Genomic DNA, 26,074 nt, shown 5'->3' with positions numbered 1-26,074 from the left:
CTGCTCAGATTCTCTGCCCTCTTCCATATGTATTACAAAAAAAGAAACAGGTGCAGGCTAAGCCCGTTCCCTGTTTCTTCTGTTTCACGCAGGCACATTTCATTTCATTCCATGCCCGCAACTTTATACCTTTTCTGCTTCCTTGCGTGTCATATCCTGATACAGCTCCATATCCATCAGCTCCAGCTGACGGTCAACCATGATGGCATTGGTCAGTGACCCGGATACATTCAGCATGGTACGCATCATATCAATAATGGGATCGATTGCCAGAATTGGTGTTATGAAAGCAAAGGATGCTCCAAGGCCAACACCGGACAAACCGACTGAGGCCGCCATGGTACTGGTACCCGGGATACCGGCAATACCAATGGAGCCGATGGTAATGACAATGATGGACATGATGATCAAACTGATATCAATCGGTGTACCGCTGGTATTTGCGACATAGACAATCAGGAGCGCCGGAAAAACTCCTGCACAACCCTGCATACCGGCCGTTGTTCCAAAGCTGGATACAAAGCTTGCGGTTCCCTGTGACACCCCGAGCTTCTGCGTCAGTGTGTCAATCGTTGCCGGCAGAACTCCCAGAGAGCTGCGGGAGGTAAAGGCAAGCAGTAACAGAGAATAGCTTTTTTTCAAATATGTGATCGGATTGACCTTGAAAAAGGAAATAGCGAGCAGTTGAATCATGAGCTGTATGATACATGCAATATACAGAATCACGATGAACTTTCCAACCTCCAGAATACTGTTCAGACCGCGCTGTGCAATCGTATTTGCCAATAATGCCAGCACTGCATATGGCATTCCCTTAATAATCGTCATGGCAATACTGATGATAATCTTGTGCAGAGCATCAATCAGCTCATAAAACACCTGGATGGTATCGGGATACTTTTTCTGCATACGGCGTGCCGCAAGCCCGAAAAATGCGGAGAAGATTACCAGTCCAACAACATTGCTGTTGACCATGGCTTCCACAGGATTGGCAGGTATCAGATTGCGCAGAGTCGTCACAACCGGTACGACCTCCTTCATCTCTCCGTTTGTGATGGATGCGGCACTTCCGCTGCCTCCAAGCTGAAAGACGATTCCCAGTGTCAGACCGACAACAGCGGCAACGGCCACCATGCCCATGGTAGTAAGAATACTGCGTTTTACAAGCTTGCGTACATTTTCACGCTCATCCATATGAAGGATAACATGAATGATGGAAACCATGACAAGCGGAATTACCAGCATACGGATAAAATCAATGAAGCCGTTACCGATAAGCGAATACCACAGTGTCGTTTCATTCACAAACGGAATCTTCAACGGGTCTGCCGCAAAACCGGATACCGCCTGCATGGCAAGTCCCAGTGCCAGACCGAGCACAGTCGCAATCAGCACCTTGCTGGAAAAGCTGAATTTTTTCTTTGGAAGCTTATATACTGCAAAAGCCAGCAGCAGATAGGCGATGAGAAACACAATGGTTTTCCACTCACTGATCATCAGAAACTGGCTTAGAAACACGTTTTTCATAAAACCCCTCCTCGTTGTACCTGACTATCATATACAAGCAGCTTTATTTTTTCAAGTCATATGCTTACTGCTCTTTTATGTTATGAACCATATCCAAGCTTTTATACCTGTTTTTTATCATATGCTGTTTAAAAGCCCTCGGTACAGGCGAAAACAGCAGCTTGCTTTCCTTAACCCACATTTTGCAGGCATGAAAAGGAAATGTGCTTTTTTGAGAACATCTGCAAACAGAAAAACGACCTGCCGATAGCAAGTCATTTTGTACCTATTCCTTTGTTTTTTTCGTATCCGCATAGGTTACGTGGACCAGATAAAGTCCTTCCGCCTGTGCCTTATACCGGCACAGATGCTTATCTTGCCCATACAGCATCTGTTTGACATCCGCAACATCCAGACGATGCTTGCCTGCTTCAATCAGGGTCTGTGCAATCATACGCACCATATAGCGCAAAAAACCGTTCCCCTCGAAAACAAGGCGGACAGCATGCTCCTCCTGTACGATATCCAAACGGGTGATGGTTTTGACCTTTGATTTGCGCGGATCAAGCTTGCTGCTGGTGAAGCTTGTAAAATCATGGGTTCCCAGAAACACTCTGGCACATTCACTCATACGTTTTACATCCAGCACCTTGCGATCCTTCCCCATATAATGATAATAAAACGGATTGTTCACATCCGTTGTAATCAGATAATCATAGCGCTTGCTTACCGCATGAAAGCGTGCGTGGAAGTCATCCTCTACAAGACATACATCCTGTATCCGGATATCGTGAGGAAGCAGGGAATTTAAAGCACGCCTCCAGTTCTCCGGTGCCAGATCCTTAGCGGAATCAAAATGAAATACCTGTCCGAGTGCATGCACATGGGCATCTGTTCTTCCACTTGCCGTAATACGGATAAAGCTGCCTTCGATTTTTTCCATGGCTGCTTCAATTTCCTGCTGTATGGAATGCGTATTCGTCTGCCGCTGCCAGCCTCCGTAGGCAGTACCGTCATAGCTGAGAATCACCTTATATCTAGGCATACAGCATCATAGCAACCATTGCAGCGAAAACCAGAACAGATGCACTAAGCAGAACATAATCTCTGCCTTCCATCTTCAGCTGCTTATAGCGCGTCCGCATACGGTTGGGGATATAGCCTCTTGCCTCCATGGCATACGCCAGATCCTCGGCACGCTGGAATGCAGATACAAACAGCGGTACAATCAGAGAAAGAATCGCCTTCACCTTTTCCATCAGGCTTCCCTCCTCCATATCCACACCACGGGATGCCTGCGCCTTCATGATGCGCTGTGTTTCTTCAATCAGCGTTGGAATAAAGCGCAGCGCGATGGAAATCATCATGGCAATTTCATGAGCAGGTACATGAATGACCTGAAACGGCTTCAGCAGGTCTTCGATTCCCAGCGTCAGCTCCAGCGGCTTTGTGGTGGCAGTCAGAATTGTGGTAATCATAATCATTAAAGCAAGACGGACAACGATATACAGGGTCTGTGCAATTGCCCCGGTGTAGACAGAAAATCCGAATATGGTAAACAGAACATCCCCGTCACGGATAACCAGCAGATTGATGATGAGCAGAAACGTCAGCATGAACAGCATCGGCTTCATTGCTCTCCATAAAAAGGACAGCTTTAAACGTGCCAGCAGAGCAGTTCCGATGACCGCAGCCGCAATAACTCCATAGCCCGCATAGCCTGCCGGTATGAAAATCGCAATCATCATAATCAGCATGGCACCGATTTTGGCTCTGGGATCCATATGATGAATGATGGAATCCAGCGGCAGATATTTTCCAAGTGCGATATTATTCATGCTTCTTCACCTCACAAGCGACAGCCGCAGCCAGCTTGTCCATGTCCAGCAGAGTGCGGTCGATGGAAAAGCCGCGGCGAATCAGCTCTTCCCGAAGCCGTATCACAGCCGGGGGATTGATATTCAGCTCCTGCAGGAGCTCTACGGTTTCAAAGAAGGACTGCACATCACAGTGCTTTTTGATGCTTCCGGCCTGAACAACGACAACCTCTTCACAATATTGTAATACATGCTCCATATCATGTGTTACGATCAAAACGGTTTTTCCGTATTTCTTATTCATATCCACAAACAGCCGCATCATATCGCTGGCTCCCTGCGGATCCAGTCCGGCTGTCGGCTCATCCAGTACAAGCACATCCGGGTTCATGGCAAGGATTCCGGCAATGGCAATTCTTCGCTTCTGTCCCCCGGATAAATCAAACGGTGAGCGCTGCAGGTAGCTTTCATCCAAACCGACGACCTTCAGTACCTCCTTCGCACGCTGTGCCGCTTCCTCAGCACTGACGCCGAAATTCTTCGGTCCGAAGCTGATATCCTTTTCAATGGTTTCTTCAAACAGCTGATATTCCGGAAACTGGAACACCAGACCGACCAGACGGCGCAGCTCCTTCAGATTTTTTGGCTTGCTGCCGGCGGTAATCGTTTTATCCAGAATCTGCACTTCTCCCTCCGTAGGAAGCAGCAGCGCATTCAGATGCTGTACCAGGGTAGACTTTCCACTGCCGGTTTCACCGATAATGGCAGTTACCCTACCCTCGGGAATCTCCAGATCAATGCCCTTTAAGGCTGCATAGGAAAACGGAGAATCCGCATTATAGGTATGTGCTACTTTTCGAAATGTAATCGGCATACTTCATCCACCACCTTTTCCATCGTTGTGCAATCCTTCATATCCACACCATGTGCACGCATGGCCTTTGTGAACTTTAAGGCAAACGGTATATCCAGCTGAAGATCGATCAGCTCTTTTTCTTTTCTTAAAATATCGTCAGGAAGTCCCTTCATAACCACGTGTCCGCCATCCATGACGATGACATAGTCCGACTTACTGACCTCTTCAATGTCATGGGTTATCGAAATAATTGTAATCTTGCTTTCTTTATGAATTTCCTGAATCAGCTCATTGATTTCCGCTTTTCCCTGCGGGTCCAGCATACTCGTGGATTCATCAAAAATAAGAATCTGCGGAGACATGGCAAGAACACCGGCGATTGCCACACGCTGCTTCTGCCCGCCGGACAGCTTGGTCGGTTCACTCTGCATATATTCCGTCATTTTCACCTTCTGTGCAAAACGTTCGATAATCGGCTGCATTTTTTCCGTTTCCACCTGATGATTTTCCAACCCAAACGCGATATCATCCGCTACGGTAGCGCCGATAAATTGGTTGTCGGGATTCTGAAACACGATTCCCACCTTATTGCGAATATCATACAGGGTGTCCATGCTCAGTTCATCCTGATCCACATAAATATGTCCCTGATCCTTATCCAGCAAACCGATCAACAGCTTAGCAATCGTTGACTTGCCGCTTCCGTTATGTCCGATAATGGTTGTATAGCTTCCCTCTTCAATTGAAAAAGAAACATGCTCCACTGCATTTGTTTCCTTATCATAAGAGAAGGTCAGATCCTCCACACGTATTTTTTCCATGTTCTCACCTCAAAATTATAGCGTTTTTATTATACAACGAATCGAAAGTGAATACAATAAATCTACTGTGTAAAACAAAACTAACAGCATAAACCATGGATTCTTCCTTATATGTATGAGGTTTCTTCATGCTTTTTCGGTTCTGGTATGTAAAGCAGAGAAACCATCAATTCTTCATTATATAAACAGCGATTATGCTGTATCCTATATAAAATTTTTTCACCTGCTGATTTACGGATGTCACCCGCGTTAAACATCCTGTTCTTTATCAATGAAAAGCAGGATAATCAATAAAATTATCCTGCTTTTTTTCGATGAATGGATTCTGTTTGATCATTGTTCTTTCATTTACTTCTTGATTGCGTCTATCGGACGCTGACGGGCAATTCTTGTTACCGGAAGGATACAGGCGATAAAGGTTACTGCCGCAACGATTACCAGCATCAGCAGCGGCTGACGCAATGTAATGATGACCGGTGAAATCAGAACACCGATTTCCTCCTTTGCAAACGTATTGGTGATCAGTGACACCAGCTGCAGACCTATCATGGTTATCACATAGGAGATCACCGCCAGCATGACTCCTTCCCAGATAAAGATTTTCAAAACATCTGTGCTTCTTGCACCGATGGCACGAAGGATTCCGATATCCTTTTTACGATAGGAAATCGACACAATGATGAAATTCATCATCAGCACTGCCGCAAAGATGAACAGGGCAATGCTTGCATAGAAGAATACCTTCGTAGCAAAGCTCGCAAAATCCTTGATGCTCTTGACATCCTGCGTAGCTACCGTGTTGGCATACAGATTGTTGCCGATATCGTATTGTTCAAGAAACGGCTTCAATGTGGTATCATCAAAGCTTCCCAGCAGCTCACTGACATACAGCGTATCCGGAATGTAAGCGGCAATCAGCTCCTGATTGACCATATTATCATTGATCTGATAAACATTCTCCATACTGAACTTTCCCTCCGGCATCACTACACCGGCAATGCGCACCTGCTGCTTCAAAAGCTCACCGCTGTTTCCAAAGCCCTCCTGTACATGCAGCTCCACACTTCTTCCAATCAACCGCTTCGCACTGTCCTGCAGAGCTGTGCGGATTTCTTCCGAAGACTTCTTCGCCATAGCATCACTGTAGAAGCTTTCCGATTTTCCCAGAATAAGCATCAGCATATCCGGCGTAAGCAGGATTTCATCTTTTTTCACGCTCTTAGTGGAAACCATTTCCGTACCATTGAAATAGGTAACCGTCTGCGCAGGATAAGCCAGTGAGGACATGCCCATATCCTGCTCATTCACACGCAGATATAATGTATGCTTACTGCTGTCCAGAACCGTTCCCTTCTGCTGCTTCACTGTGTTTACAAAGCCCTCTTTCACATACAGCTTATTACAGCTTATGCTTGCTATATTTCGGAATTCACGAACCAGCTTGTACGTTTCACTGTCGATATTATTCGCACTGACCTTCTTCAGGGATTCATATTTGCCGGTATCCTTAACTACAATCCCACTGATGCGCATCCATGTATCTCCGATTGGAAGCTTTACGTTTTTCAGAATATCATCATATGTCTTCGGAAACTGCAGCTTTCCTTTCTCATCTGCGATTCCCTGTGAAAGGATGATATCCGCCAGATAGGAGGAAATTGCCATTTCCCTGTAATCCTTGGGAAAGGATCCCTTGATATCCTTGTAGCCCAGAGTATCAAAGCTGCCCATTTCCGTCAGCTTATACTGGTCGACGGCAGCGGAATACGCCGTGCTGTCCAGCTCCTCGATTCCCAAATCTCCCAGACGCAGCGGCATCGTGTCCCAGGAATAGACCTTTGCGAACTTCTGCTTTTCATTCTCCTTTAAAACAGCATGGATATCCGAATCCTTTATCTGCGTATCCATGCCGGTATAGATGGTATTTCCATTCTCATCCAGGTACTGATAACGAACACCGGCATACGGTTCCTGTAATTCCTCAGCTGCCTTATACTGGGCATTGACAGAGCTGAAATTTCCAACAGCATCCGAAAGTGCCAGAAGCAGCAGTGCGAAGCTGGTCAGCAGAATGGTGAATACCATTCGGATCTTTTTGTGTCCAAGACAGGAAAATCCAAGCCGGAAGCTGTCTTTGAACGGCAGATGGGAATGAATAGCTTCAAATACCTCATGCTGCTCATCGACATCGGGTGCTGTATCACATTCCACAACACCGTCCTTGAACTCAATGATTCGATCCGCATAGGCTTGTGCAGATTCACGGTCATGACTGACAACGATGACCAGCTTTTCTCTACTCAATTCCTTTAGTGTATCGAAAATTTCTTTCCCTGTCGCAGAATCCAAGGCCCCCGTCGGTTCATCCGCCATCAGGATTTGCGGTTCCTTGATCAAGGCACGCGCGATGGCAACGCGCTGCTTCTGTCCTCCGGATAATTCATTCGGATATCTCGTCGCATAGCCGCTCAGACCCAGACGTTCCAGCAGCTGCTCGATTTGTGCAGAAGACGCTTCCTTCTGCTGCAGCTGCAGCGCCATGGCGATATTTTTCTCGATGGTGTATTCCTCCATCAGATTGAATTCCTGAAAGATAAATCCCACATACGTATTGCGGTAGGAATCATAATCCGATTGCTTGAAATCCGCAGAGCTTTTTCCATTGATGATGATTTCCCCTGTATCTGCCTGATCCAGTCCGCCGATGATATTCAGTAAGGTGGATTTCCCAGACCCTGATTTTCCTAATACGAACACCATCCCGCGCTGTGGAAAGCGCAGATTGATATCCTTCAAAGCCTCAGTTCTCACTCCCTTTGTTGTTTTATACGTCTTTGCTATATGTTTAAGCTCCAGCATAGTATTCTCCTCCCTGTACAAAACGATAACTGTACTACTGTATCTATTACACTAATACACTATAAGAAAGAGCTGGATTTGTCAATGTATTCATAGAAATGTGACCATTTTGTAAGGTTCAGAACATTCCTTTACAGTCTTATTAAGGAAGACTGCACATGTATCCCCGTAAACCATCACATAGCAGGAAACCTCGTACAGCTATTGTTCATCCTATTTGCAAATTCGTAAGCTTTCTTCTAAAAAAAAGACTTATCAGCCGCAGATGTGTAACTACTTCGCTCTGCTTTGATAAATCCTGATGTGTGCTTCCGATTCTGTACCATTTGGCGATTATTTATAGATTTCAGATATGCTTTAATCAAACTGATCCACATCCTTTTTCCGATATAGTCTGCGGGAAACAATAAATCCCTTGTGACTTTTAAACTGCTTGTTTAAAAAATCATAATACGCTCCCGGAGATATAATACCGCTGAGGTCAAACAGATTCAAGCCGATGGAGCTCAGCAGGTTTCCCAGAAAAAATACGCAGTTGCTCGAAACGACAAAAAAGGTTTTCAGCTTTCCTTCCCGTATCTTATAAAATCTGGCATCCGGTGATGTTCTGGTTACACGGCTCAGATAGTCATCACACGCTCCCTTGCAGGGAAGTCCTTTCTGTTTCAGCTGCTCGTCACACTCGAAATCGCAAAAGGTCTCAAATACCTCCAGAATGCGGTCATTCAGCCTTTTTTTCTGTTCCTCATTCAGAGATACACCAAAGCCGATCAGTGTCTTATTCTCATTCTCCAGACAGTTTCGGATATAGGTATCCTTTGGTGCGATAATGACGACACCATCTCCCAGTGTTCCAAACAAATGTCGATTATGCGGATCATAGCAGCCATAGGATATGACCAGTCCGCGATACACGACATCCGCATGTCCAAACATAGCGGGTCCGCTTGGCGCTAAATGAATCAGCACCTCCATATCAACGGGAATATCCTCCTTTATGGCATCAAAGCGCTCCTTGATTTCATCCTCTTTATCCTTGTTCAAAAGGGTACTCATCAAATGCGGAGGGATGATGGCGGACAATACCGGAGGTACCGATAGCTGAATTTTCTGATCCAGCTTATCCCCGCTGCCACTTGGCAGGATTTCCCGTATCAGATCAAGCAGGGTATTTCCTCCGTAAATAAGAAAATAGGCTCCCAGAAAAAGGCTGATTACATCCTCATGCGCTCCCGGATTTACAATCAGAAAGAAAGCGATGATCAAATCGCCGCATAGAAAAATCACCTTTGTAAACGGAATGGGCAGCCGATCCTTGATTTTGATATAAAAGACGATAATTTTGATAATGGCATGCAGTAGGATCCAGCAGCCGATCAACCGTGGAAATATCGCGAAGAAGGTTTCCGGTATGGTGAGTGATATGATAATGGCAATCAGCCACACGACGATATCCAGAAACTGTCCGCCCTTATGCTTCAGCTTGCGGTAATTCAGAATCATGTTGAACATACGAAAGACTCCGGTGACGGATATACCGATGACAAGTGTGGTATACAGCCAGTTCCAGACAGCAAGAGAATCGAAGATAAAGGAAAAACCGAGCACACAGAAAAACAGCCCGGTCGCAAACATAGTAAAATAATTAAAATTTTTCTTCAGCATGCCCTCATCTCCCTACTTCCTATAATTATAGCGGAAAGAAAAAATTCCGCAATCTATTTTTTAAGGATATTTTGCATACGCAGCTGCATTTGTATTCCATTATGACCTCCTTTCATACTATGATTATAAATGCTCAATCAGAAAATGCTGCATTCCATCATAACATTATTTATAGTCAATCTCCTGCATTAAATGCTCTATAAAAGCTGCGTTGTTATATATCTTTCCAAACGCCTCCATAAGCTGTTGTAAAGCGTCACCATCCTTTGATGATACACATAACTGTTCATCCGTCGGTTCATAGTCAAAAACATACCATAAATTTTTCAGTTCTTCATTATGATACATGAATGCAATCAGCAATGTACACCAGTCATAGCCGCAGCATACAAAGCCATCCCCTTTATGTTTTATAAACAATTCCTTCATATGGTCCTTAATATCGATTCGAACGGTATATGTATCTTCGATTCTCATAATCTGAAACTGCTCATTCTTAATCGACGTTTCTATTTCCATAATATGCTCCTATCAGTTAATAAATCGATTGAAAAAATGGAATCAGACTGATTGAAATAGGCTCCTCATTCAGTTTGATTCCGTTTTGTTTACATTGTCACGTTATCTGAAATGCCCAAACCGTTACAATAAAGGCTTGTAACAATAATCATTTATGCATTGCTACCGTGTAAGTTAAGATATCCTTATGTACTCCTTTTTTGGTTGCTACAGATGACCCTGGCAAGGTTGCTATACCGGCCTGCTTCGTTGCCTGTGACGTCAAATTCACAGTAATTGGTGTTGAACCATTCATTGTCTTTGATCCATATGTCAGTGTATACGGCAATTCATCCGTTCCGTCAGATAGAGATAATTTCATTCCCTTTGATGATGTAACTGTAACGTCTACATCTTTATTCATTGCAGCAATGTCATTCCCATTTAAACCAACCAGTTCAAGATCAGCATTTACGGATTTTGTTGTTTCTGTAAACTGAATGGATGCGGGTACTCGTCCCCCCCATTTTCCTGCATCAGGATCAGTAGGGTCAACAATCGTTTCTGAATTGTCATAAGTAACATCTACATCCTTTGTATCCTCATCTGCTGCTAATACTGTGGTCGCACCCAATGACAGAAACATTGCCATCGCTGCTGCTGTTGCGAATAGTTTTTTCATTTTTTTTCCTCCTCTATTCTCATTTATCTGTAAGAAGATTTCTTCTTTCTTACCATCTTTTTTCTATTCCTTTAGCGAAACTAGATTTGTTTGTACAGCTCCTCCATTCAGCTCTTTTTCATAATCCTCCAGAGAATAAGAGCGAATTTTAATTGTAATTGGATAAACACCCTCCGGAAACGGTTTGTTAAGCGTTTCTTTTACGACTGCCTTCCCCGGCTCTATAAGCCCGCTTGTATATAGAATCTCCTCTGTTTTATCCAAAACGATTGTGTATTGGAAGTAACATGGATTTTCCTTTGGATTACTGAATGCCACATAAATAGTATCCGAATCAGCGTTCATATGGAGATCATCGAACCCCGGTATCAATATAGAATTCGCATCCCAATTTTCAGGTCGCTGCAGTTTACCTTTGTAATCCTGTGAATTTGGATCTAGCGGCACATTCCCCTGTGTATTCCAGAGAATACCGATAAACAAGGCAAGCACGATACATGCTGTCAGCAAAATATAGTGTATATTACTCTTTTTTACTGCAAGATAAGTATCCTTTTCAACTTCAATATAGCCATATGTACGATACAGCATGGCGTGATAGGTTCCTGCCGGCGCAGCCTTTAAAATTTTCTGTCCAACGGAAATATCCACAGTCCTTCCTTTTATAGCTTTAGCCCCTATCTCCCCTATCACTGCATAGGTCTTATTCTGATACTTTTCCTTCATATCTTTTGGTGATAGGCATGGCCAGTTTACCCCCTTACTTCTGAATTCGCGCTTACCTCTTGTCATGCTGCTTCTCCTTTTTCTTCCTGACGAAGATGATAAAGCCTGCAGATAACAAGATGATGGAAAGGTATCCTGCTGTGGCTACCGAATCCCCTGTTTCCACTGTATCTGTGTCCTTCCGGGGTTTTTGTGATTGTTTACAAAAAGTAACGATCAGTTTTGTATCATGATCCTTTCCTTTGACCGTAAGGGTCTGTTGCTGCAGCAGATTTGTTATATCTTCCCCGTCATACTGAATATCGGCAATTTCATAGCCTTGTGCAGGCTGCAGTACAAACTGCTTTTTTTCATCGGAATGCAATGCAAAGAAAGTAGGATTTTTTAACGTTAGTCCCTGATCCAGCACGGCACCTTCTCCCTGTATACGTACTTCCATATGAAAGGTTTTTAATTCATAATCCTGTGGTACATAGCTTACTTCTACCTCATGTGCATTTACAGGAAGGATGGTAAGACCAACAATCATCAGGATAAGAAACAATGCAGTCCCATAGTTTTTGCTATGCATACAATCACCCTCCCAATTTTAAACGAAACATCATGCTTCCTTCATATATACCGCGCTTCCATTGACTGTTTTTTACCGTACGGAGGTGGAATTCCTTCTGCTTGGTTCCCTTCATGCTTAAAATCATCAGCGGTTTGGAAGCATCTTCATATGGTTTTTGTTCAGATGTCAGCACCTTCGCGGTATAGGCATTCTGTGATTCAGTATTTGTCAGGGTGATGGACGGCGTACAATAAACTTCAACCGTCTTATCCGGCATAGTGGCATCTTCAACATGAGACTCATCCATTTGAATCACTTCCGATGCACCGGCATAACCGCTTCCGGGTATATTATGCAATGTTATCTTATTAGGAATAGCTACATAATAGCTGGCATCCTGCGCTGTCCATTGAGCATAAAGATATGTATCTTTTAATGGAGGCTCATAGTCTTGTAAAGCTTCAACTGTATCACCGCTTCCGTCCTGCACTGTATTCCATCCGGAAAAACTGCTTCCGATTTTCGTTACCTTAACATCACTGATATCCACCTTATTGTTTTCAATCGTAAAGGATTTTTCAATATCCGGCTCTCTTCCTCCATTGGTGATAAGATGCAGTTTATACGATACTGGTTTCCATACAGCAGTCAGGGTGATGGATGAAACCTGATCGTTAAGAGCAAGCTCCTTGAAAGTATTCTCGCTGGTTATATTTTCACTGCTGCCTGCAATGCGCCAGCCCAGAAATTCGTAATGCTCTCTGTTGGGAGTCCCCGGCAACAAATTCTTTTGCTCCCATGTTACTATTTTATCCGGATAAGCAGGTGTACCGCCATTGGTATCGTACTTTACTGAATATTGCTTCTGCATATACTGGGCAGTAAATACGGTATCCTCCTGAATATTCGATAATGGATGATCCCAGCCGGTAAATGTATATCCCTCACGTTTCGGGTCAGCTGGCGGAACTGCACTGCTTCCAACAGTTATTTCTGTCGCATCCTTTAATATCGTACCGTTCCAGTCCTTAAAAGTAACTCGTACCACGTCACTAACAGAAATTATAATTTCCTTTTTCACTGTAATATCAGTCTTATCATCCGGTGTCTTTGTCGTAGCGCTCAGCACCGCATTTGTTCGGCTGCCTGATTTATTCAATGCATGTTTTATATCCTGCAGCGATGTTTCTAGTGTTACTGTAATGGGCGTTTGCTCGTCATTGTTACGATATGCATGTGCCTGCGCGCTGCTTAGGATACTCTGTTCTGTAAGATTTGACACCTTGTTAAGGGACAGAGAAAAGCTGTTTGCTTCTATTCGTGCATAGACAAGCTCCGAAACTTTAACAGCCTGTATTGTATCCGCACTATTTGTCGAAGCCGTTATCGTATATTCTCCATTCATATGAACCGGATAATCAAATTCATAAACAGGAGTATTCAGAAAATCTTTTTTTTCTCCGTCCGGCAATGTAACAGATTTAATCATAGCATTTTCAGGAGCTGTAATGACGGCATGAATCGTTGCTTTGCTGCATACTGCATCATATGTTACTGAGGTTGTGATATCGGTATACTCACCATCATAATATACGGTCGCTCCGGTTGCTCCCCATGGCTGTGCCCAGGCAATTGCAGAAGAATCCCGAGCCTGATGAACATAAATGGTATTTCCCTTATAGCCAGTCAGAGACTTTGAAGCATACAACAGAGTTGACGGAAGCTTGATTTGTGAGATATTGGTACCATTTATTGCATTTTCCCCCAATCTGATTAATCCCTCCGGCAGCGTTAGACTATCCAGAGATGTACAGCCCTGAAATGCATAATCATAAATTTCTGTAATACCTGATGGCAATGTGAGGGTGGATAGTGAGCTGCAATTTGAAAATGCAAATGTGCCGATTGTTTTGGTGGATTCGGGAAGGATGATGGTTGTTAATTTTTTATCGTTAGAGAACATTGCTCCTGAGATACTATTCAGCTTGTTCGGCAAAGTAACTTCTGTAAGCTCAGAACAGTCACTGAATACACCGGTACCCAATTTTGTAACGCTGTCAGGTAAATGCAGGAATGTTATCTTCGTCTTTTCAAATGCATGAGTCCCGATACTCTGCAGTGTATCAGGAAATGTTACCGTCTCAAGCGAAGTATTGCTAAATGCATAATCGGAAATCGTTGTCAGTCCGTCCGGTAAAATTATGGTGTTTAACTGTGTACAGCCATAAAACATATAATCAGGTATCATGTTCAAATTTCTCGGCAGTCGCACATAGCTTAAGGACTTACAATTTTTACAAGCTGCTTCCTCTATTTCTGTGACGGTATCAGGAAATGAGATTGAAGTTATATCGGAATTTGCAAATGCATTCGCTCCAATGCTTGTCACCTTTATTCCGCGAACCTCTTCCGGTATGTCTACCACGGTGTGATTTTGTGAGGCTGTGTGTTCATCAGAGCCAGTATGATCTAATGGCTTAAAACCGATCAATTTCCCCTTATCATCTACATAGAAGCAGGAAGTATCGCTGTCTTTCCAGTAAATAGAAGCCTTGCTTGCGCCCCATGGACTTCCTGTAACCTCATTTACGTTTTTTGACAATAGATGAATTTTCATAGCATTCGTTACACGGAAAGCGTCCTTACCAATCGTTTTAATACCTGACCCAAATTGGATCTGAGTTACTGCAAGACTAAACGAGACAAATGCCTCTTCACCGATATCGGTAACGGAATCAGGAAATACTATTTTTTTATCGTTATAGCCTAATTTTCCACATCCATAAAAAGCCCTAGTACCTATGCTTTTTAACGTATTTGGAAAATTAACAGCTAAAATGTCGGAATTACTGTTAAATGCATTATCAGCAATGGAAGTCACCGTAATTCCATTTATCACAGAGGGAATATTTACAATCGTGTGATTTTTAGACGCCGTATGCTGCGATGAACCTGTCGTATGATTTAATGGCTTAAAGCCCAATATTGTGCCATCACCACTAATATAAAAACAGGAATCATCATCACTCTGCCAATATATTTGCGCTTTTACCGCTCCCCAGGGAGCGCCTGTCACATCGTTCACAGCCTTTTGCTCTAAATGAATTTCGATTCCGCTTTTTGTTCCGTTAAATGCATTTTGGCCTATTGTTTTTATAGATGAGCCCACTGTTATCTTCTGCAAGCCGGAGCAGCTGTAAAATGCCTTAGCGTCAATTGTCTCAACACTATCAGGCAATGTGATGTCAGAAAGATTGAAGCAGCCTGAAAATGCACTGCTCTTAATAGCTTTCAGATTGGCAGGCCATCTGATATTCTGAAGGGCCGTACAGTTGGAAAAGCTATTGCTGGAAATGCTTGTAATAGCATCCGGAAGTGACAGACTTGTTAATCCGCTAAATGCAAATGCACTGTCTGATATCAACTGAAGTTTATCGGGAAGAGTAATGGATTGTAAAGCGCCGGCACGATAAAACGTATTTGATCCGATTCCTGTCAGTGTCGATGGAAGCTGAATATTCTTCAAGGCACTGTCCCCGTAAAATGCTCTGCTGCCGATATTCAAAACACCCTCCGGTACAATCAGATTGTCAACTTTAGTACCTTCGAATACAGAGTCAGGCAGCTCTTTCAGCTGATCTGACAGAGTTACCGAAGATAAAGCACTGCAGCCGTAAAATGCACTCCTTCCTAAGGATGTTACACTGTTTGGGATGACAATGGAGGTGATCTTTGTATTACTGGAAAAAGCATTGTTCCCAATGGATAAAAGATTATCATTCAGCACAACAGATGTCAGCTCCTGACCTGAAAACGCACTCTGTCCTATTGCTGTAATTTCAATCGTCTTTCCATCCTTTACATAGGAATCCGGAATTACGATATCCTTAGGGGCATCCGGTCTTGCAGAATAGTTTGTAATCATTCCCGGATTTGCTGTATCAAATGTAAAAAAGGTTGGATCTGTAGGAGCTGATGCTGCTAAGGTTGCTTCCTGCACTCCCGTATCTGCTTTTTTACCAATATAGGAAACATCAGCTTTTACATTTTCAGCATGTATTTCTGTGCTAGTCACCTCGACTTCGGTGTTTGATACTGCATATATGAAATTCTGTGGAATCATCATCAGCATCATTCCTATCGTCAGTGCACACACGATAAACCTTCTTTTCATATACATCCTCCCATTCTGACATTATCATCATAGCCTCTGATTCTCTTTGCTTACCTCATCTTTATTATATATTTATAAACATTTACATACCGCACAGCGGATATTTTCATGGATTCTTTCATTCGATATATCGGCGATGCGCTACTCCCTATGCATAATATTATACTTTATTAAATAGAGGTGATTTAAAGAAAAACACGGGAAAAAGTATAAAAAAAGAGACAATATCGCGATAAAACACATTGTCTCTAAATGTATAATTTTATGAACACTTTATTACATTTACATATTACCAAAATTTGTAAATAATAGCAATATATTTTTACAATTATTTTCTTCGTTTTACTATCTAAGCCGCCTGTATACGCTCAAAATATCTATTTCAAATGGAACGTCTTCGGTGACAGACGGTACACCAGGGTAAGCGCAATCGGAATATATAGAATTGTAGCAGCCAATACACCGCAGACAAACACCAGATTTCCATCCAACCGCATGCAGAAATAGCAAAAAAGGTACACCATGCCGTTCAGGATTGACATGAACGGATTCTTCATATCAAACTGTTCGTTATACGGTTGAAAGATATAGTAGACAAACAGATAGTGAACACTGAAAAACACAGCCAGACAAAGCAAAGCAAAATCGAACAGAAGAAGCGTTGAGAGAGTATAGGGCAATCCGGCAAGCACCACGGTGATATTCATGTACAGGCAAAGCACCATGATGAGCAGGAGATTATAGAAGCAGAGCTTTTTTAAGCGAAGCCGAAAATTTACCAGCACCGCCTCCTTTCTGCGATAATAGCTGTAATGCAGCAGCGACACATCACAGTTCATAAACATTGCCTTACAGACACGCTGTGAGATGCTGAGAATATAGGAAAGGAATACAAATGGCGGAAGCAGCTCCAGAATATCCTTCGTGAGTTTCATATCATCCTTCAGCATAATTATCAAAAGTGTTCCTGCAAGCCAGAGCACTGTCATCATCACCAGACGAAATCTTACCGGCTTATAAATCAAATGCTTATGACGGCGGAAGAATAGATCATTTAAAAAGGCGTAGCCCGTTTTCTCCGTTTGATATTGCAGCTCCTCACTGGTATAGCTCTTTTCATCCAAAGCTACCTCCATCTGCTTCATCCGACTGCTATCCAGCTGCAATATTTCATGATTATCCGTAAGCAGACGTGTCAGCAGCTCACTGTAAGCATGATAGCCGCTTTCAAAACGCAGATAGGGAATGATGGCTGCTGCACACACAAGTGCAAAGATGCAGAATAGCCGTGGAGCAAAGCTGAAATCCACTTTCAGCCAGTATAGCGCATACAGCAGGATCAAGGAGCCAAGTGAAATGAGGAGCTTCCATATATTCGCATCCAAATAAAAGCTGTTTTTCTTTTGAAAGCGCCGCATCTGCAGCATGTCCATACACTGATGGGAGCCCAGATAGCCGAATCCGGCCATAAGTGCATACCAGAAGGGAAACGAAAACATAAAGGACAGAAGCAGGCACGCCAGGAAGAGTCCGATCGCATTCATGCTATAGCTGTACCAGCTGCGGGAGCACAGACAACGTCTGGCTGCCATATGCATCTGGCGGCTGAGAATAAAGGTTTCATCATCCGCTGTGAGAAGCTTGCTGTTGCTTATGCTTCCTGCTACAAGACTTAACAGTACAAAGCCAAACAGAAACCCATTTCTAATCTGCACATCATTCGCACCCTTCTGCAGATTGATCAGCGGCACAGCAATCACCACAAACAGATACAGCAAATTCTTCAATAAGTTCATCAGGACATCCACCAAGAAGGAGAAGACACTCAGCACTCCCTTTAGATTTACAGCCGCATAACAGGATTCCTTCAAAAGCCTGCCAATCAGAGGGAGTTTTTTAAAGTAATAGAAAAATCCGTTCACCTTTCTGGTCATCCGAATCCGAAACAGCAGCAGAATATCACCCAGCATGCTTTACTTCCTCCTGCAGCAGTGAAACGATGCGATCCTCAAAATCATTTTGTTGCAGCAGATCATGATCGAGCTGTTCCAGTACCCCGTTATGCAATAGCACGATCTCATCACAGAGATCTCTTGCCAGCTGCAGAATATGGGTGGAGAATATGAGAATGTGTTCCTCCTTCATTTCCAGCAGCAAATGCTTCATTTCATTTGCCACAACAACATCAAAGGATGTCAGCGGTTCATCCAGTAAAATGATCTTCGGCCGTGAAATCAGAAATCCCAGCATCTGCAGCTTGTTCTTCATACCGTGACTGTACCCCTTAATCAGACGATGCCGGTCCTCCGCTACGATGCGCATCAGATCAAAATAGGAATCTATGGTCTTGGCAGAATCAATTTCCTTTGCATGAATATCCATATAAAAGCGGATATATTCAAAACCAGTCATAAATTCAGGCAGAATCGGGCTGGAATATGCATAACCGATATCTCTGTCCTCTACCTTTCGCAGTTCACCGTGCTCCTCTATCAGAAAATCACCCTCACAGGGTATCTCATGGGATATGCAGTTAAACAGCGTCGTTTTACCACTTCCGTTTCTTCCCAGCAGACCATATATCTTCCCTTGTTCAAAAACTGCACCGGTGTTTTTGAGCACTTCTTTCTTATCATAGGTCTTTTTCACATTCTGTATATGAAGTTTCATAGGTATCCTCCCGGTTGTCCTTCTCTTATGCAGACACTGTATCCGTGTTTGACCGCTTATTTTACCGGATATTTGATGGTCATGCTACAGCCTACGGCATCTGTAATTTCAGGATACCCGTACAAAAATCATTTGTCAAATAAAATCAAGGATTTACGACATGATATTGTAATCCTGCAGGACACTTACTATAATGAAGATAAAAGAACAGGAGGCTATCGTATGCGCAATCATGAGGTTACACAGCGGCACCTTTTACTGAACGAGCATGGCAGGCTGAAAGAGACAGGCTGGTCCCGCTCCCTGCTGCAGGAATATCGCAGAGAGGATATTAAAGCAAAACGCTGGAGAATCAAGGAATGGGATTATTATCTGATACTTAACAATCATTATGGGGTCGCCTTCACAATTTCCGATGACGGTTATATCGGACTGCAATCCGTTTCTCTTCTTGATTTTAAGAAGGGCTGGGAGCATACCGAAACCATACTGAACGCATTTCCAATGGGTAAGCTGAAGCTGCCGACCAGCTCGGAAAGCGGCTCCTGCCGATACAGGGATAAGCGACTCGATATGGAATTTCAGGTCATGAAGGGCAAACGCATTCTTCGCTGTGATTTTCAGAACTTCTATGAAGGAAAACCATTCCATTGTGAAATCACGCTGCATCAGCCGGATATGGACAGTATGGTAATTGCGACACCGTGGAAAGAAAAAAAGACCGCATTTTACTACAATCAGAAAATCAATTGCATGCGTGCTGAGGGAAATGTCAGCTTTGACGGTAACACAATACACTTTGATCCACAGGATTCCTTCGGAACACTGGATTGGGGGCGTGGGGTATGGACCTATGACAACACCTGGTACTGGGGAAACGGAAACGGCCTTGTGGAAGGAAAACCGTTTGGCTTCAATGTCGGCTACGGCTTTGGTGATACGACAGCGGCCAGTGAAAATCTACTGCTGTATGATGGTGTTGCACACAAGCTGGAGGATGTTACCTTCCACATACCGCCGGACAGCTATCTCAAGCCTTGGCGTATTACATCCAGCGACGCACGCTTTGAAATGTCCTTTCGACCGATTCTTGATCGTTGTGCGAAAACAAGTGCGCTCATCATTGTAACGGATCAGCATCAGGTTTTCGGCTACCTCAGTGGAACGGCCGTATTGGATGATGGAAGCATTTTGAAGCTAGAGGATATGCTTTGCTTTTTTGAAAAGGTTCACAACCGCTATTAAACCATATCATTATTTTCAATTACCTATGTGATATGATTACATCCATAGAGCCTACGTATCATCTGTTCTAAAAGCCGAATAGGTCATTTCTACTTTAACGGGAGATAAGAAAACGAAAGCAAAAATAAGGTTGTCATTTATATTCGCCTGCGCATTCATTTTATCCGCATGTGAATTCAGTAAGGATACGGTTGATCCAAAGGATTATATGAACAATAATTATAAAAATCATGAGCAATTAAATGTTATAGAAGATAAGCAAAGCTTACTATATTTACTAAAACAAAGGGACACCTATCATCTGTTGATTTTTAAGAAGGATGGTTCATCCTATTCCTATGAAGGCGGCAGAGAATCTGATACACCTTTTGGCTATATGAAGGTTGGAACGCCCGATAATATCCGTATCGTCGTCTTTATCGATAACAGTATCGTGAAAGCAGAGCGCTATGAATTTGATTTGCGTGCTTCCAAGAATGATAAAGATAAGCTCACCATATCACTGGATGGATTATCAAATCTGGATACCTATCTTATCAAAAGCTATGACTTCCTTCCGCCTTATTCAAGTATTTCACAATTACGTTTTTACGATAAGCATGGGAAACGCATAGACGAAACAGTGTTAATTGATTGAAAAAAAACCGGCGCATAAACCGGGGTTTTTCTTTACGAAACGAATCTCTATTGTGCTATGAGCATTCAGCGAATAAAAGCAAGTGTTTCAAAGCTGAGAAAAAGACGCCGCAGTATGTGACGTCTTTCTATTTGTATGGCTTAATAAATAACCTTACTGCTCCATCCCTGATATTTACCATGATGCAGCTTCGCTTCGCCGGCAATATACAAGATATTTCCCATCAGCTTGACATCATCAATCGGAGTGATATGCAATACAATCAGCTCCAGGTCTTCATCCCCTCTTGTGATGACGAAGCCCTTATTGATAACCTCATTTTTAAAGCTATCCATATCCTCGGCTGTCTGGAATACCACGCTGTGCTGAACCGGACGCTCATTTTCATGTACGTCCCCCTCCTGCAGCATGTCATCCATCAATTTCTTTGCCTGCTCCTTCAGAGCTGCCGTTTCACTCTTCAGGAGAGACGGAAAATCCGTATCAAATTCCTCTGCAGCATCCTGAACGATATCCTTTGCTTCCGCTGCCTGATCCTTCACAGCATCCGCAAAATCCTCAGCTGCTTCTTTTCCTTCTTCAAAAGCATCCTTTGCAAGATCCTTCAAATCCTCTGCAGCATCCGCAGCTTCTTCTTTCACAGTCTCCATACAGGAAGCGGGATCACTGATCGGACCTTCTTCAATTTCGTCATCCATATCCATTTCATTCAGGTCATCCTCATCCTCAAGAAGTCCCTGATCAAGATCAACGATCTGTTTTTCCTCATCCTTTTTCAGCTTGTAGGCAACCAGTGCCGCAGCTCCGGCAATTACCGCCAGTGCAGGTATTATCTTTTTCATAGTATCACCACTTTCTTGTTTCTATTGTATCACAAAACATGCGAAATGATACATGAAATAGCTTAATTTCAGGAATAGTTTCATTCCTTACTGCACCGGCTACGCCTTTTCTTTCCGATCTATACTCACACTTTTTTTCTGCTGATTCCCACACCGTCTCCAAAATCATAAAATTGTGTATCATAATCCTCACGCTGCTTCAGATACTCGACAAAATTTCCGATTTTACGTACCAGACTACGCAGATTGCGGCTTTTAATGTTTTCCGGATGCTCTACCAGACCATGGAATTTCAGATTATCCGTTATTACATATCCGCCCTTTTTCAGCAATGGCTCATAGCGCTCGAAAAACTTAGTGTACTGTGCCTTGGCCGCATCGATGAACAGCATATCAAAGCTTCCCTCAACGACTGTCTCCAGTGCATCACCAAACAGCAGTGTGATCCGGTCCTGCAATCCGCTTCTTTTTACATACTCTACAGCCTGATCATAGCGATCCTTATCCCGTTCAATCGTGGTGATCCGTATATCCATATCCAGCATTGCCATACGGATTGCCGAATAGCCGATGGCACTTCCGATTTCCAGCACATGCTTCAGATTATGCTCCTTCAGAAAGGAGCACGTAAAATCAATGCCTTCCTTCTGCATAATCGGCACATCATGTTCGTGCGCATACATCTCCATTTCTTCTATCAGCGTCATTTCGTATCCCCTTTTTCTATAACAGGTATTTCTGTAATCACCTTTTTTGTTCGCGCATACAGATCATTCAGGCGAACCTTCTGTCCGTCCACACCATTTAATCCATGCTGTTCCGCCAGCTCCTCGCTGTAATCACTCAGCTTATATACTGTGAAATTCTTTCTCGTATTCATAATATCCGCAGCATCTCCAGTATAATGTGTAATCAGTGGTTCCCATTTCACATTCTGGATGGAAATTTCACTGCTTTTTGCGTCTTTTACAAAATCGAAACGGATCATACCGCCAAGAACGTTATTTACATCCAGCATTCCATTCAGAAAATTGCCAAGTGAGTAAATGACCAGCGTCTTATTTCCATCCTTACCATCCATCCATGTTACCGGCTGAATCACATGCGGATGCTCACCGACAACAACATCAACACCCAAATCCGCAAACAGCTTTGCATACTTCTTTTGAAACTCCGTAGGGGCTGAAACATTTTCATCACCCCAATGCGCAGAAACAATCACAACGTCGCTGAGCTGTTTTGCCTTCTTCACATCCTCGCGAATCCGGTCCTCATCGAAATAAGCAACACTGTAGGGATTGGGTGGTTCAATTCCGTTTGTTCCATAGGTATAGGCAAGAAAGGAAAATGTGATTCCCTTGCGTTTGATTGTGCGTATCGTATCCCGATCCTTCTGGGAGGTATAGGTTCCAGCTGTAATAATGCCCTTCTGTTTTGCCCAGATTTCATGAGAATAATCGATTCCCTCCTGATATTTATCCAGACAGTGATTGTTTGCCGTATTCACGATATCAAAGCCGGTATCCGCAACATTTTTAGCGATATCTGCAGGCGTGTTGAATGTCGGATAGCCACTGATACCAAGCGCATCTCCACCAACAATGGATTCCTGATCGATATAAGCAAGATCCGCTTTCTGAATATCCTTCTTTACATGCGTATACATTTCCGTAAAATCATATTTTCCATCATTCATCTCACCGGCAGCAGCATCCGCCTGCTTATATATCATTTCATGAATCAAATTATCTCCGACTCCGACAAAGGATACCGTTGTATTTTCATTTTTCGGATCCTCTTTCGGTGTTTCTTTTTCTTTATTCTCTGATGTACTGCATGCACACAGCAGCAGACTCAGCATCAAAACCATAAGCTTTTTCATTTCTGCACATCCTTTCTGGCAATATATTCATCCAGTGTAAGCCCCTGCTTCACAATTTCCTTAGCAATATCCTTTCCGACATAACGCAGATGCCAGGATTCATACTGATAACCGGTCACATCCACCTTATCCTCAGGGTATCGCAGGATGAAGCCATAGTCTGCGATATGTTTAAGCAGCCAGTCATAATGCTCTGAGTTTTCAATTTCATTGAAATTTTCATTGTTAATGGTCACATCCACGGCAAGGGCGCTGTTATGCTCACTCTGTCCCGGGCGGGCATAGTATTTATCCGCATATTCCTTTCCCTGACTCTGCTCATAATAATCATACAGATTTTTCTGATAGGCAAAGCTGCGATAGCTTGCAATTGCCTTGATATTGATATGCTTTGCCTTTCCTGCCTTCACCAGCTCGGAAAATGCATCCGCAACCTCCTTGCGTAGATACTGAGGCTCGCTCTGACAGGAAAAATCTTCTCCAATTACACAGGCATTCGGAGTCTTTACCAGATTCTGCGGCTCATAATCATCCGGCAGCCGGTGATATTTATTAACCAGCAGTGCTACATCATCAGTATCCCTGATTATATCAACGTTGGTGAAATATGGCTGATCCAAGCCGATATTAACTTTCGTAACAATGTCCTGTACTGCTCTTTTTCCGTCATCGTATGCAATATAGCGCTCGGTTAACTCCTTGTGGTAGTATGGAAGATTTAAAAACTCGCTGATGCGCTTCGCATCGTAATCCTTTTTCACAAAGGCAGTTGCCTGATCCAGATTCTTATCTGTTGTGATGGCACAGTAGACACTTTCCTTGTCCTTTACAAGCTTGTCACCTGCCTGCTTCACAGCCGCAAGATTATCACAGCTTTTTGTATCCTCTACCCCATACTGTTTTAGGGCGTCCTCTTCCTCGTTGGAATTGCAGCCGGCAAGCAGAAGCGCTGCCGTCATAAGTATCATCAGTTGTTTTTTCATATGTACATCCCTCGCTCCACCATATTATAACAGTTTCTGTTTATTCGTACAGTGACATCCGCAAAAAGCAGGTGAATCTTCCCTGTTTCTTAAGATTATATATGGGAAGCATGCTGTTTATCCTCAATAATACGGCTGTCTTATGAAGCGGCGGACATAATGAAAAAAAGCGAACTCTATACAGGGATGTAGAGTTCACTTATTTTCTATGCTTATACATTTCCCAGATATTCCTCCAGCGTGATCCCCTGTGACATAATCCGGGATGCGATTTCTTTCCCAACGTAGCGAACATGCCATGGCTCGTATTGATAGCCTGTAATGCTTTCCTTACCAGCCGGATAGCGCAGAATAAAGCCATAGTCTGCACAATGGGCATTCAGCCATCTTCCACCCGGCGTATTGCCATACCCGTTATCCAAGGCACCGATGTCAAAAGCAAGACCGCTTTGATGCTCCGAATGTCCCGGTCTTGCTGAATAGGTATCAGCAAGCTCCTGTCCATCCTGTGCGACATAGCTGTTATACAAGGAAGCCTGATATGCATAGGAACGATAGCCGCTGATCAGCGGCATGGAATAACCAGCAGCCTCAGCTCCGGCCTGAAGCTGCTGCAGAGCTGCGTAAGCATTGGAATCCATCCCTCCGTAATTCTGTGGCAGTGCATGCTTTTTATTCACCAGAAGCACTCCGTTGACGTAATACGGCTCGACAGATGCAGCTTCGGAACCTTCTGTCTGTGATGATGACGCTTCATCAGAAGAAGAAGGATTTTTTTCCTTCAGGTCCGGCGCTGTTTTTTTCTCTACCATTACCGTAAACTTTTTTTCTGCACTGTTTCCATTTAGATCCTGTGCATGTATGGTGATGGTGTAGCTCCCTGCCTCCAACACATTCAGCTTGCTGTCAATCCAATAGCTTCCGGCTGCTTTTTTGTTTGCTTTCTTCAAGGGTCCGTCAATCGGATCACGAACGCTTTTTATATTATCTGCGACATCATACTTCTGCCCATATTCCAGTGTAATATGATTCTCCTTCAGCTTTATTGTCGGTTTTCTTGTATCCTTTACTTCAACCGTATACGGTATTTTTTTCGTCTGCCCTTCATAGGTCAATACATAGGTGATTGTCTGATTACCTGTTTTCTTTGTATTAACGTTCGGGTAGGTTTTCACTTCACCAAATGAATGCTTTACAAAGGAGCGGCTGTCTATCTTTTCCCCATATTCCAGAATCTGGCGATCCTTTTGGAATGTTATCTCCATCTTTGCATAATCCTGTTCCTTTTTTTGATTTTGTGACCAGATATAGCCAACAACGGCGGAAGCTGCAAGTATTATCGCAATACCGGCAATGAGAACTTTTTTCTTCATTCGCATGAGCTACCCACATCCTTTACTACACTATAATACTACAATGCAGGTAAAATGAATACAGGTAACCTTTTTTTCAATATAAAAAGACACTGCTGAATCGTATGTTAACGAAACCACAGATCTGCATTCAATTTCTTTTTTTCCATCAAATACATGATATGTCTATCGCATAAGATTATTTGTTTAATGCGAATGCATGAATCCTCCATATTCATAAATTTAATACGGGAGGAATTCTATTATCGCCTGCAAATAACAGTTGTGATCATACAGGAGCCCTCG

General features: G+C 43.2%; 21 protein-coding genes. 2 read left to right on the top strand and 19 right to left on the bottom strand.

Annotation, left to right across the window (positions count from 1 at the left end; genetic code table 11):
* Positions 1-123 precede the first annotated feature (123 nt).
* The 14 genes from G4D54_04015 to G4D54_03950 form a co-directional block, all read right to left on the bottom strand.
* Positions 124-1,527: a cation:dicarboxylase symporter family transporter gene (locus G4D54_04015; GenBank protein QJA01650.1), complete on the bottom strand. Its 1,404-nt coding sequence runs from the start codon at positions 1,525-1,527 to the stop codon at positions 124-126.
* Between the two features lie 265 nt (positions 1,528-1,792).
* Complete coding sequence (truA, locus tag G4D54_04010; GenBank protein QJA01649.1) at positions 1,793-2,551, bottom strand: tRNA pseudouridine(38-40) synthase TruA; 759 nt, start codon at positions 2,549-2,551, stop codon at positions 1,793-1,795.
* Entirely contained in the window at positions 2,544-3,344 is an 801-nt protein-coding gene (locus tag G4D54_04005; protein ID QJA01648.1) for an energy-coupling factor transporter transmembrane protein EcfT, read from the bottom strand. The genes truA and G4D54_04005 overlap by 8 nt, the downstream gene beginning before the upstream one ends.
* Positions 3,337-4,197 carry an energy-coupling factor transporter ATPase gene (locus G4D54_04000; protein ID QJA01647.1) on the bottom strand — a complete coding sequence of 287 codons (861 nt, stop codon included), beginning with the start codon at positions 4,195-4,197 and terminating at the stop codon, positions 3,337-3,339. Before G4D54_04000 ends, G4D54_04005 begins: the two co-directional genes overlap by 8 nt.
* Complete coding sequence (locus G4D54_03995) at positions 4,173-5,000, bottom strand: energy-coupling factor transporter ATPase (GenBank protein QJA01646.1); 828 nt, start codon at positions 4,998-5,000, stop codon at positions 4,173-4,175. Before G4D54_03995 ends, G4D54_04000 begins: the two co-directional genes overlap by 25 nt.
* A 348-nt stretch (positions 5,001-5,348) precedes the next feature.
* Positions 5,349-7,859 carry an ABC transporter ATP-binding protein/permease gene (locus G4D54_03990; GenBank protein QJA01645.1) on the bottom strand — a complete coding sequence of 837 codons (2,511 nt, stop codon included), beginning with the start codon at positions 7,857-7,859 and terminating at the stop codon, positions 5,349-5,351.
* Positions 7,860-8,216: 357 nt separating this feature from the next.
* On the bottom strand, positions 8,217-9,524 hold the full coding sequence (locus tag G4D54_03985; protein QJA01644.1) for a hypothetical protein: 1,308 nt from the start codon (positions 9,522-9,524) through the stop codon (positions 8,217-8,219).
* A 165-nt stretch (positions 9,525-9,689) separates the two neighbouring features.
* Positions 9,690-10,043 (bottom strand): hypothetical protein, encoded by a 354-nt coding sequence (locus G4D54_03980; GenBank protein QJA01643.1) that lies wholly within the window; start codon positions 10,041-10,043, stop codon positions 9,690-9,692.
* Between the two features lie 148 nt (positions 10,044-10,191).
* Entirely contained in the window at positions 10,192-10,704 is a 513-nt protein-coding gene (locus tag G4D54_03975) for a hypothetical protein (protein QJA01642.1), read from the bottom strand.
* A 63-nt stretch (positions 10,705-10,767) separates the two neighbouring features.
* Entirely contained in the window at positions 10,768-11,496 is a 729-nt protein-coding gene (locus tag G4D54_03970) for a hypothetical protein (GenBank protein ID QJA01641.1), read from the bottom strand.
* Positions 11,483-12,001 carry an LPXTG cell wall anchor domain-containing protein gene (locus G4D54_03965; GenBank protein ID QJA01640.1) on the bottom strand — a complete coding sequence of 173 codons (519 nt, stop codon included), beginning with the start codon at positions 11,999-12,001 and terminating at the stop codon, positions 11,483-11,485. Before G4D54_03965 ends, G4D54_03970 begins: the two co-directional genes overlap by 14 nt.
* A 4-nt stretch (positions 12,002-12,005) precedes the next feature.
* Positions 12,006-16,157 (bottom strand): leucine-rich repeat protein, encoded by a 4,152-nt coding sequence (locus G4D54_03960; GenBank protein QJA01639.1) that lies wholly within the window; start codon positions 16,155-16,157, stop codon positions 12,006-12,008.
* A gap of 377 nt (positions 16,158-16,534) precedes the next feature.
* Complete coding sequence (locus tag G4D54_03955) at positions 16,535-18,127, bottom strand: hypothetical protein (protein QJA01638.1); 1,593 nt, start codon at positions 18,125-18,127, stop codon at positions 16,535-16,537.
* Positions 18,117-18,827, bottom strand: coding sequence for an ABC transporter ATP-binding protein (locus G4D54_03950; protein ID QJA01637.1), 711 nt, complete (start codon positions 18,825-18,827; stop codon positions 18,117-18,119). Before G4D54_03950 ends, G4D54_03955 begins: the two co-directional genes overlap by 11 nt.
* Positions 18,828-19,049: 222 nt before the next feature.
* Between G4D54_03950 and G4D54_03945 the strand changes: the two genes are divergently transcribed.
* Entirely contained in the window at positions 19,050-20,072 is a 1,023-nt protein-coding gene (locus G4D54_03945) for a DUF2804 domain-containing protein (protein ID QJA01636.1), read from the top strand.
* Between the two features lie 208 nt (positions 20,073-20,280).
* A complete protein-coding gene (locus G4D54_03940; GenBank protein ID QJA05146.1) occupies positions 20,281-20,709 on the top strand; it encodes a hypothetical protein in 429 nt (142 codons plus the stop codon).
* Between the two features lie 140 nt (positions 20,710-20,849).
* Here G4D54_03940 and G4D54_03935 read toward each other — a convergent pair whose 3' ends face one another.
* The 5 genes from G4D54_03935 to G4D54_03915 form a co-directional block, all read right to left on the bottom strand.
* Complete coding sequence (locus tag G4D54_03935) at positions 20,850-21,551, bottom strand: hypothetical protein (protein ID QJA01635.1); 702 nt, start codon at positions 21,549-21,551, stop codon at positions 20,850-20,852.
* Positions 21,552-21,676: 125 nt separating this feature from the next.
* The gene (locus tag G4D54_03930) at positions 21,677-22,258 is read right to left on the bottom strand and encodes an O-methyltransferase (protein ID QJA01634.1); all 582 of its coding nucleotides are present in this window, start codon (positions 22,256-22,258) and stop codon (positions 21,677-21,679) included.
* Positions 22,255-23,433 (bottom strand): CapA family protein, encoded by a 1,179-nt coding sequence (locus G4D54_03925; protein ID QJA01633.1) that lies wholly within the window; start codon positions 23,431-23,433, stop codon positions 22,255-22,257. Before G4D54_03925 ends, G4D54_03930 begins: the two co-directional genes overlap by 4 nt.
* Positions 23,430-24,416: a M15 family metallopeptidase gene (locus G4D54_03920; GenBank protein QJA01632.1), complete on the bottom strand. Its 987-nt coding sequence runs from the start codon at positions 24,414-24,416 to the stop codon at positions 23,430-23,432. The genes G4D54_03925 and G4D54_03920 overlap by 4 nt, the downstream gene beginning before the upstream one ends.
* Positions 24,417-24,628: 212 nt before the next feature.
* Positions 24,629-25,795, bottom strand: a complete 1,167-nt coding sequence (locus tag G4D54_03915) for a D-alanyl-D-alanine carboxypeptidase (protein ID QJA01631.1) — start codon at positions 25,793-25,795, stop codon at positions 24,629-24,631.
* Between the last annotated feature and the right edge of the window lie 279 nt (positions 25,796-26,074).

Origin of the sequence: [Clostridium] innocuum (assembly GCA_012317185.1) — a bacterium.
GTDB classification, from domain to species: Bacteria; Bacillota_I; Bacilli_A; order Erysipelotrichales; family Erysipelotrichaceae; genus Clostridium_AQ; species Clostridium_AQ innocuum.
This window is presented reverse-complemented; position numbering and strand designations above follow the sequence as displayed.

Excerpts from the sequence above, each read along its gene's own strand:
- G4D54_03950 (QJA01637.1), bottom strand. The coding sequence starts at position 18,827 with ATGAAACTTCATATACAGAATGTGAAAAAGACCTATGATAAGAAAGAA.
- G4D54_03915 (QJA01631.1), bottom strand. The coding sequence starts at position 25,795 with ATGCGAATGAAGAAAAAAGTTCTCATTGCCGGTATTGCGATAATACTT.
- G4D54_03935 (QJA01635.1), bottom strand. The coding sequence starts at position 21,551 with ATGAAAAAGATAATACCTGCACTGGCGGTAATTGCCGGAGCTGCGGCA.
- G4D54_03955 (QJA01638.1), bottom strand. The coding sequence starts at position 18,127 with ATGCTGGGTGATATTCTGCTGCTGTTTCGGATTCGGATGACCAGAAAG.
- G4D54_03925 (QJA01633.1), bottom strand. The coding sequence starts at position 23,433 with ATGAAAAAGCTTATGGTTTTGATGCTGAGTCTGCTGCTGTGTGCATGC.
- G4D54_04015 (QJA01650.1), bottom strand. The coding sequence starts at position 1,527 with ATGAAAAACGTGTTTCTAAGCCAGTTTCTGATGATCAGTGAGTGGAAA.
- G4D54_03960 (QJA01639.1), bottom strand. The coding sequence starts at position 16,157 with ATGAAAAGAAGGTTTATCGTGTGTGCACTGACGATAGGAATGATGCTG.
- G4D54_03985 (QJA01644.1), bottom strand. The coding sequence starts at position 9,524 with ATGCTGAAGAAAAATTTTAATTATTTTACTATGTTTGCGACCGGGCTG.
- G4D54_03970 (QJA01641.1), bottom strand. The coding sequence starts at position 11,496 with ATGACAAGAGGTAAGCGCGAATTCAGAAGTAAGGGGGTAAACTGGCCA.
- G4D54_03965 (QJA01640.1), bottom strand. The coding sequence starts at position 12,001 with ATGCATAGCAAAAACTATGGGACTGCATTGTTTCTTATCCTGATGATT.
- G4D54_03940 (QJA05146.1), top strand. The coding sequence starts at position 20,281 with ATGAACAATAATTATAAAAATCATGAGCAATTAAATGTTATAGAAGAT.
- truA (QJA01649.1), bottom strand. The coding sequence starts at position 2,551 with ATGCCTAGATATAAGGTGATTCTCAGCTATGACGGTACTGCCTACGGA.
- G4D54_04005 (QJA01648.1), bottom strand. The coding sequence starts at position 3,344 with ATGAATAATATCGCACTTGGAAAATATCTGCCGCTGGATTCCATCATT.
- G4D54_03975 (QJA01642.1), bottom strand. The coding sequence starts at position 10,704 with ATGAAAAAACTATTCGCAACAGCAGCAGCGATGGCAATGTTTCTGTCA.
- G4D54_03920 (QJA01632.1), bottom strand. The coding sequence starts at position 24,416 with ATGAAAAAACAACTGATGATACTTATGACGGCAGCGCTTCTGCTTGCC.
- G4D54_03930 (QJA01634.1), bottom strand. The coding sequence starts at position 22,258 with ATGACGCTGATAGAAGAAATGGAGATGTATGCGCACGAACATGATGTG.
- G4D54_03990 (QJA01645.1), bottom strand. The coding sequence starts at position 7,859 with ATGCTGGAGCTTAAACATATAGCAAAGACGTATAAAACAACAAAGGGA.
- G4D54_03945 (QJA01636.1), top strand. The coding sequence starts at position 19,050 with ATGCGCAATCATGAGGTTACACAGCGGCACCTTTTACTGAACGAGCAT.
- G4D54_03995 (QJA01646.1), bottom strand. The coding sequence starts at position 5,000 with ATGGAAAAAATACGTGTGGAGGATCTGACCTTCTCTTATGATAAGGAA.
- G4D54_04000 (QJA01647.1), bottom strand. The coding sequence starts at position 4,197 with ATGCCGATTACATTTCGAAAAGTAGCACATACCTATAATGCGGATTCT.
- G4D54_03980 (QJA01643.1), bottom strand. The coding sequence starts at position 10,043 with ATGGAAATAGAAACGTCGATTAAGAATGAGCAGTTTCAGATTATGAGA.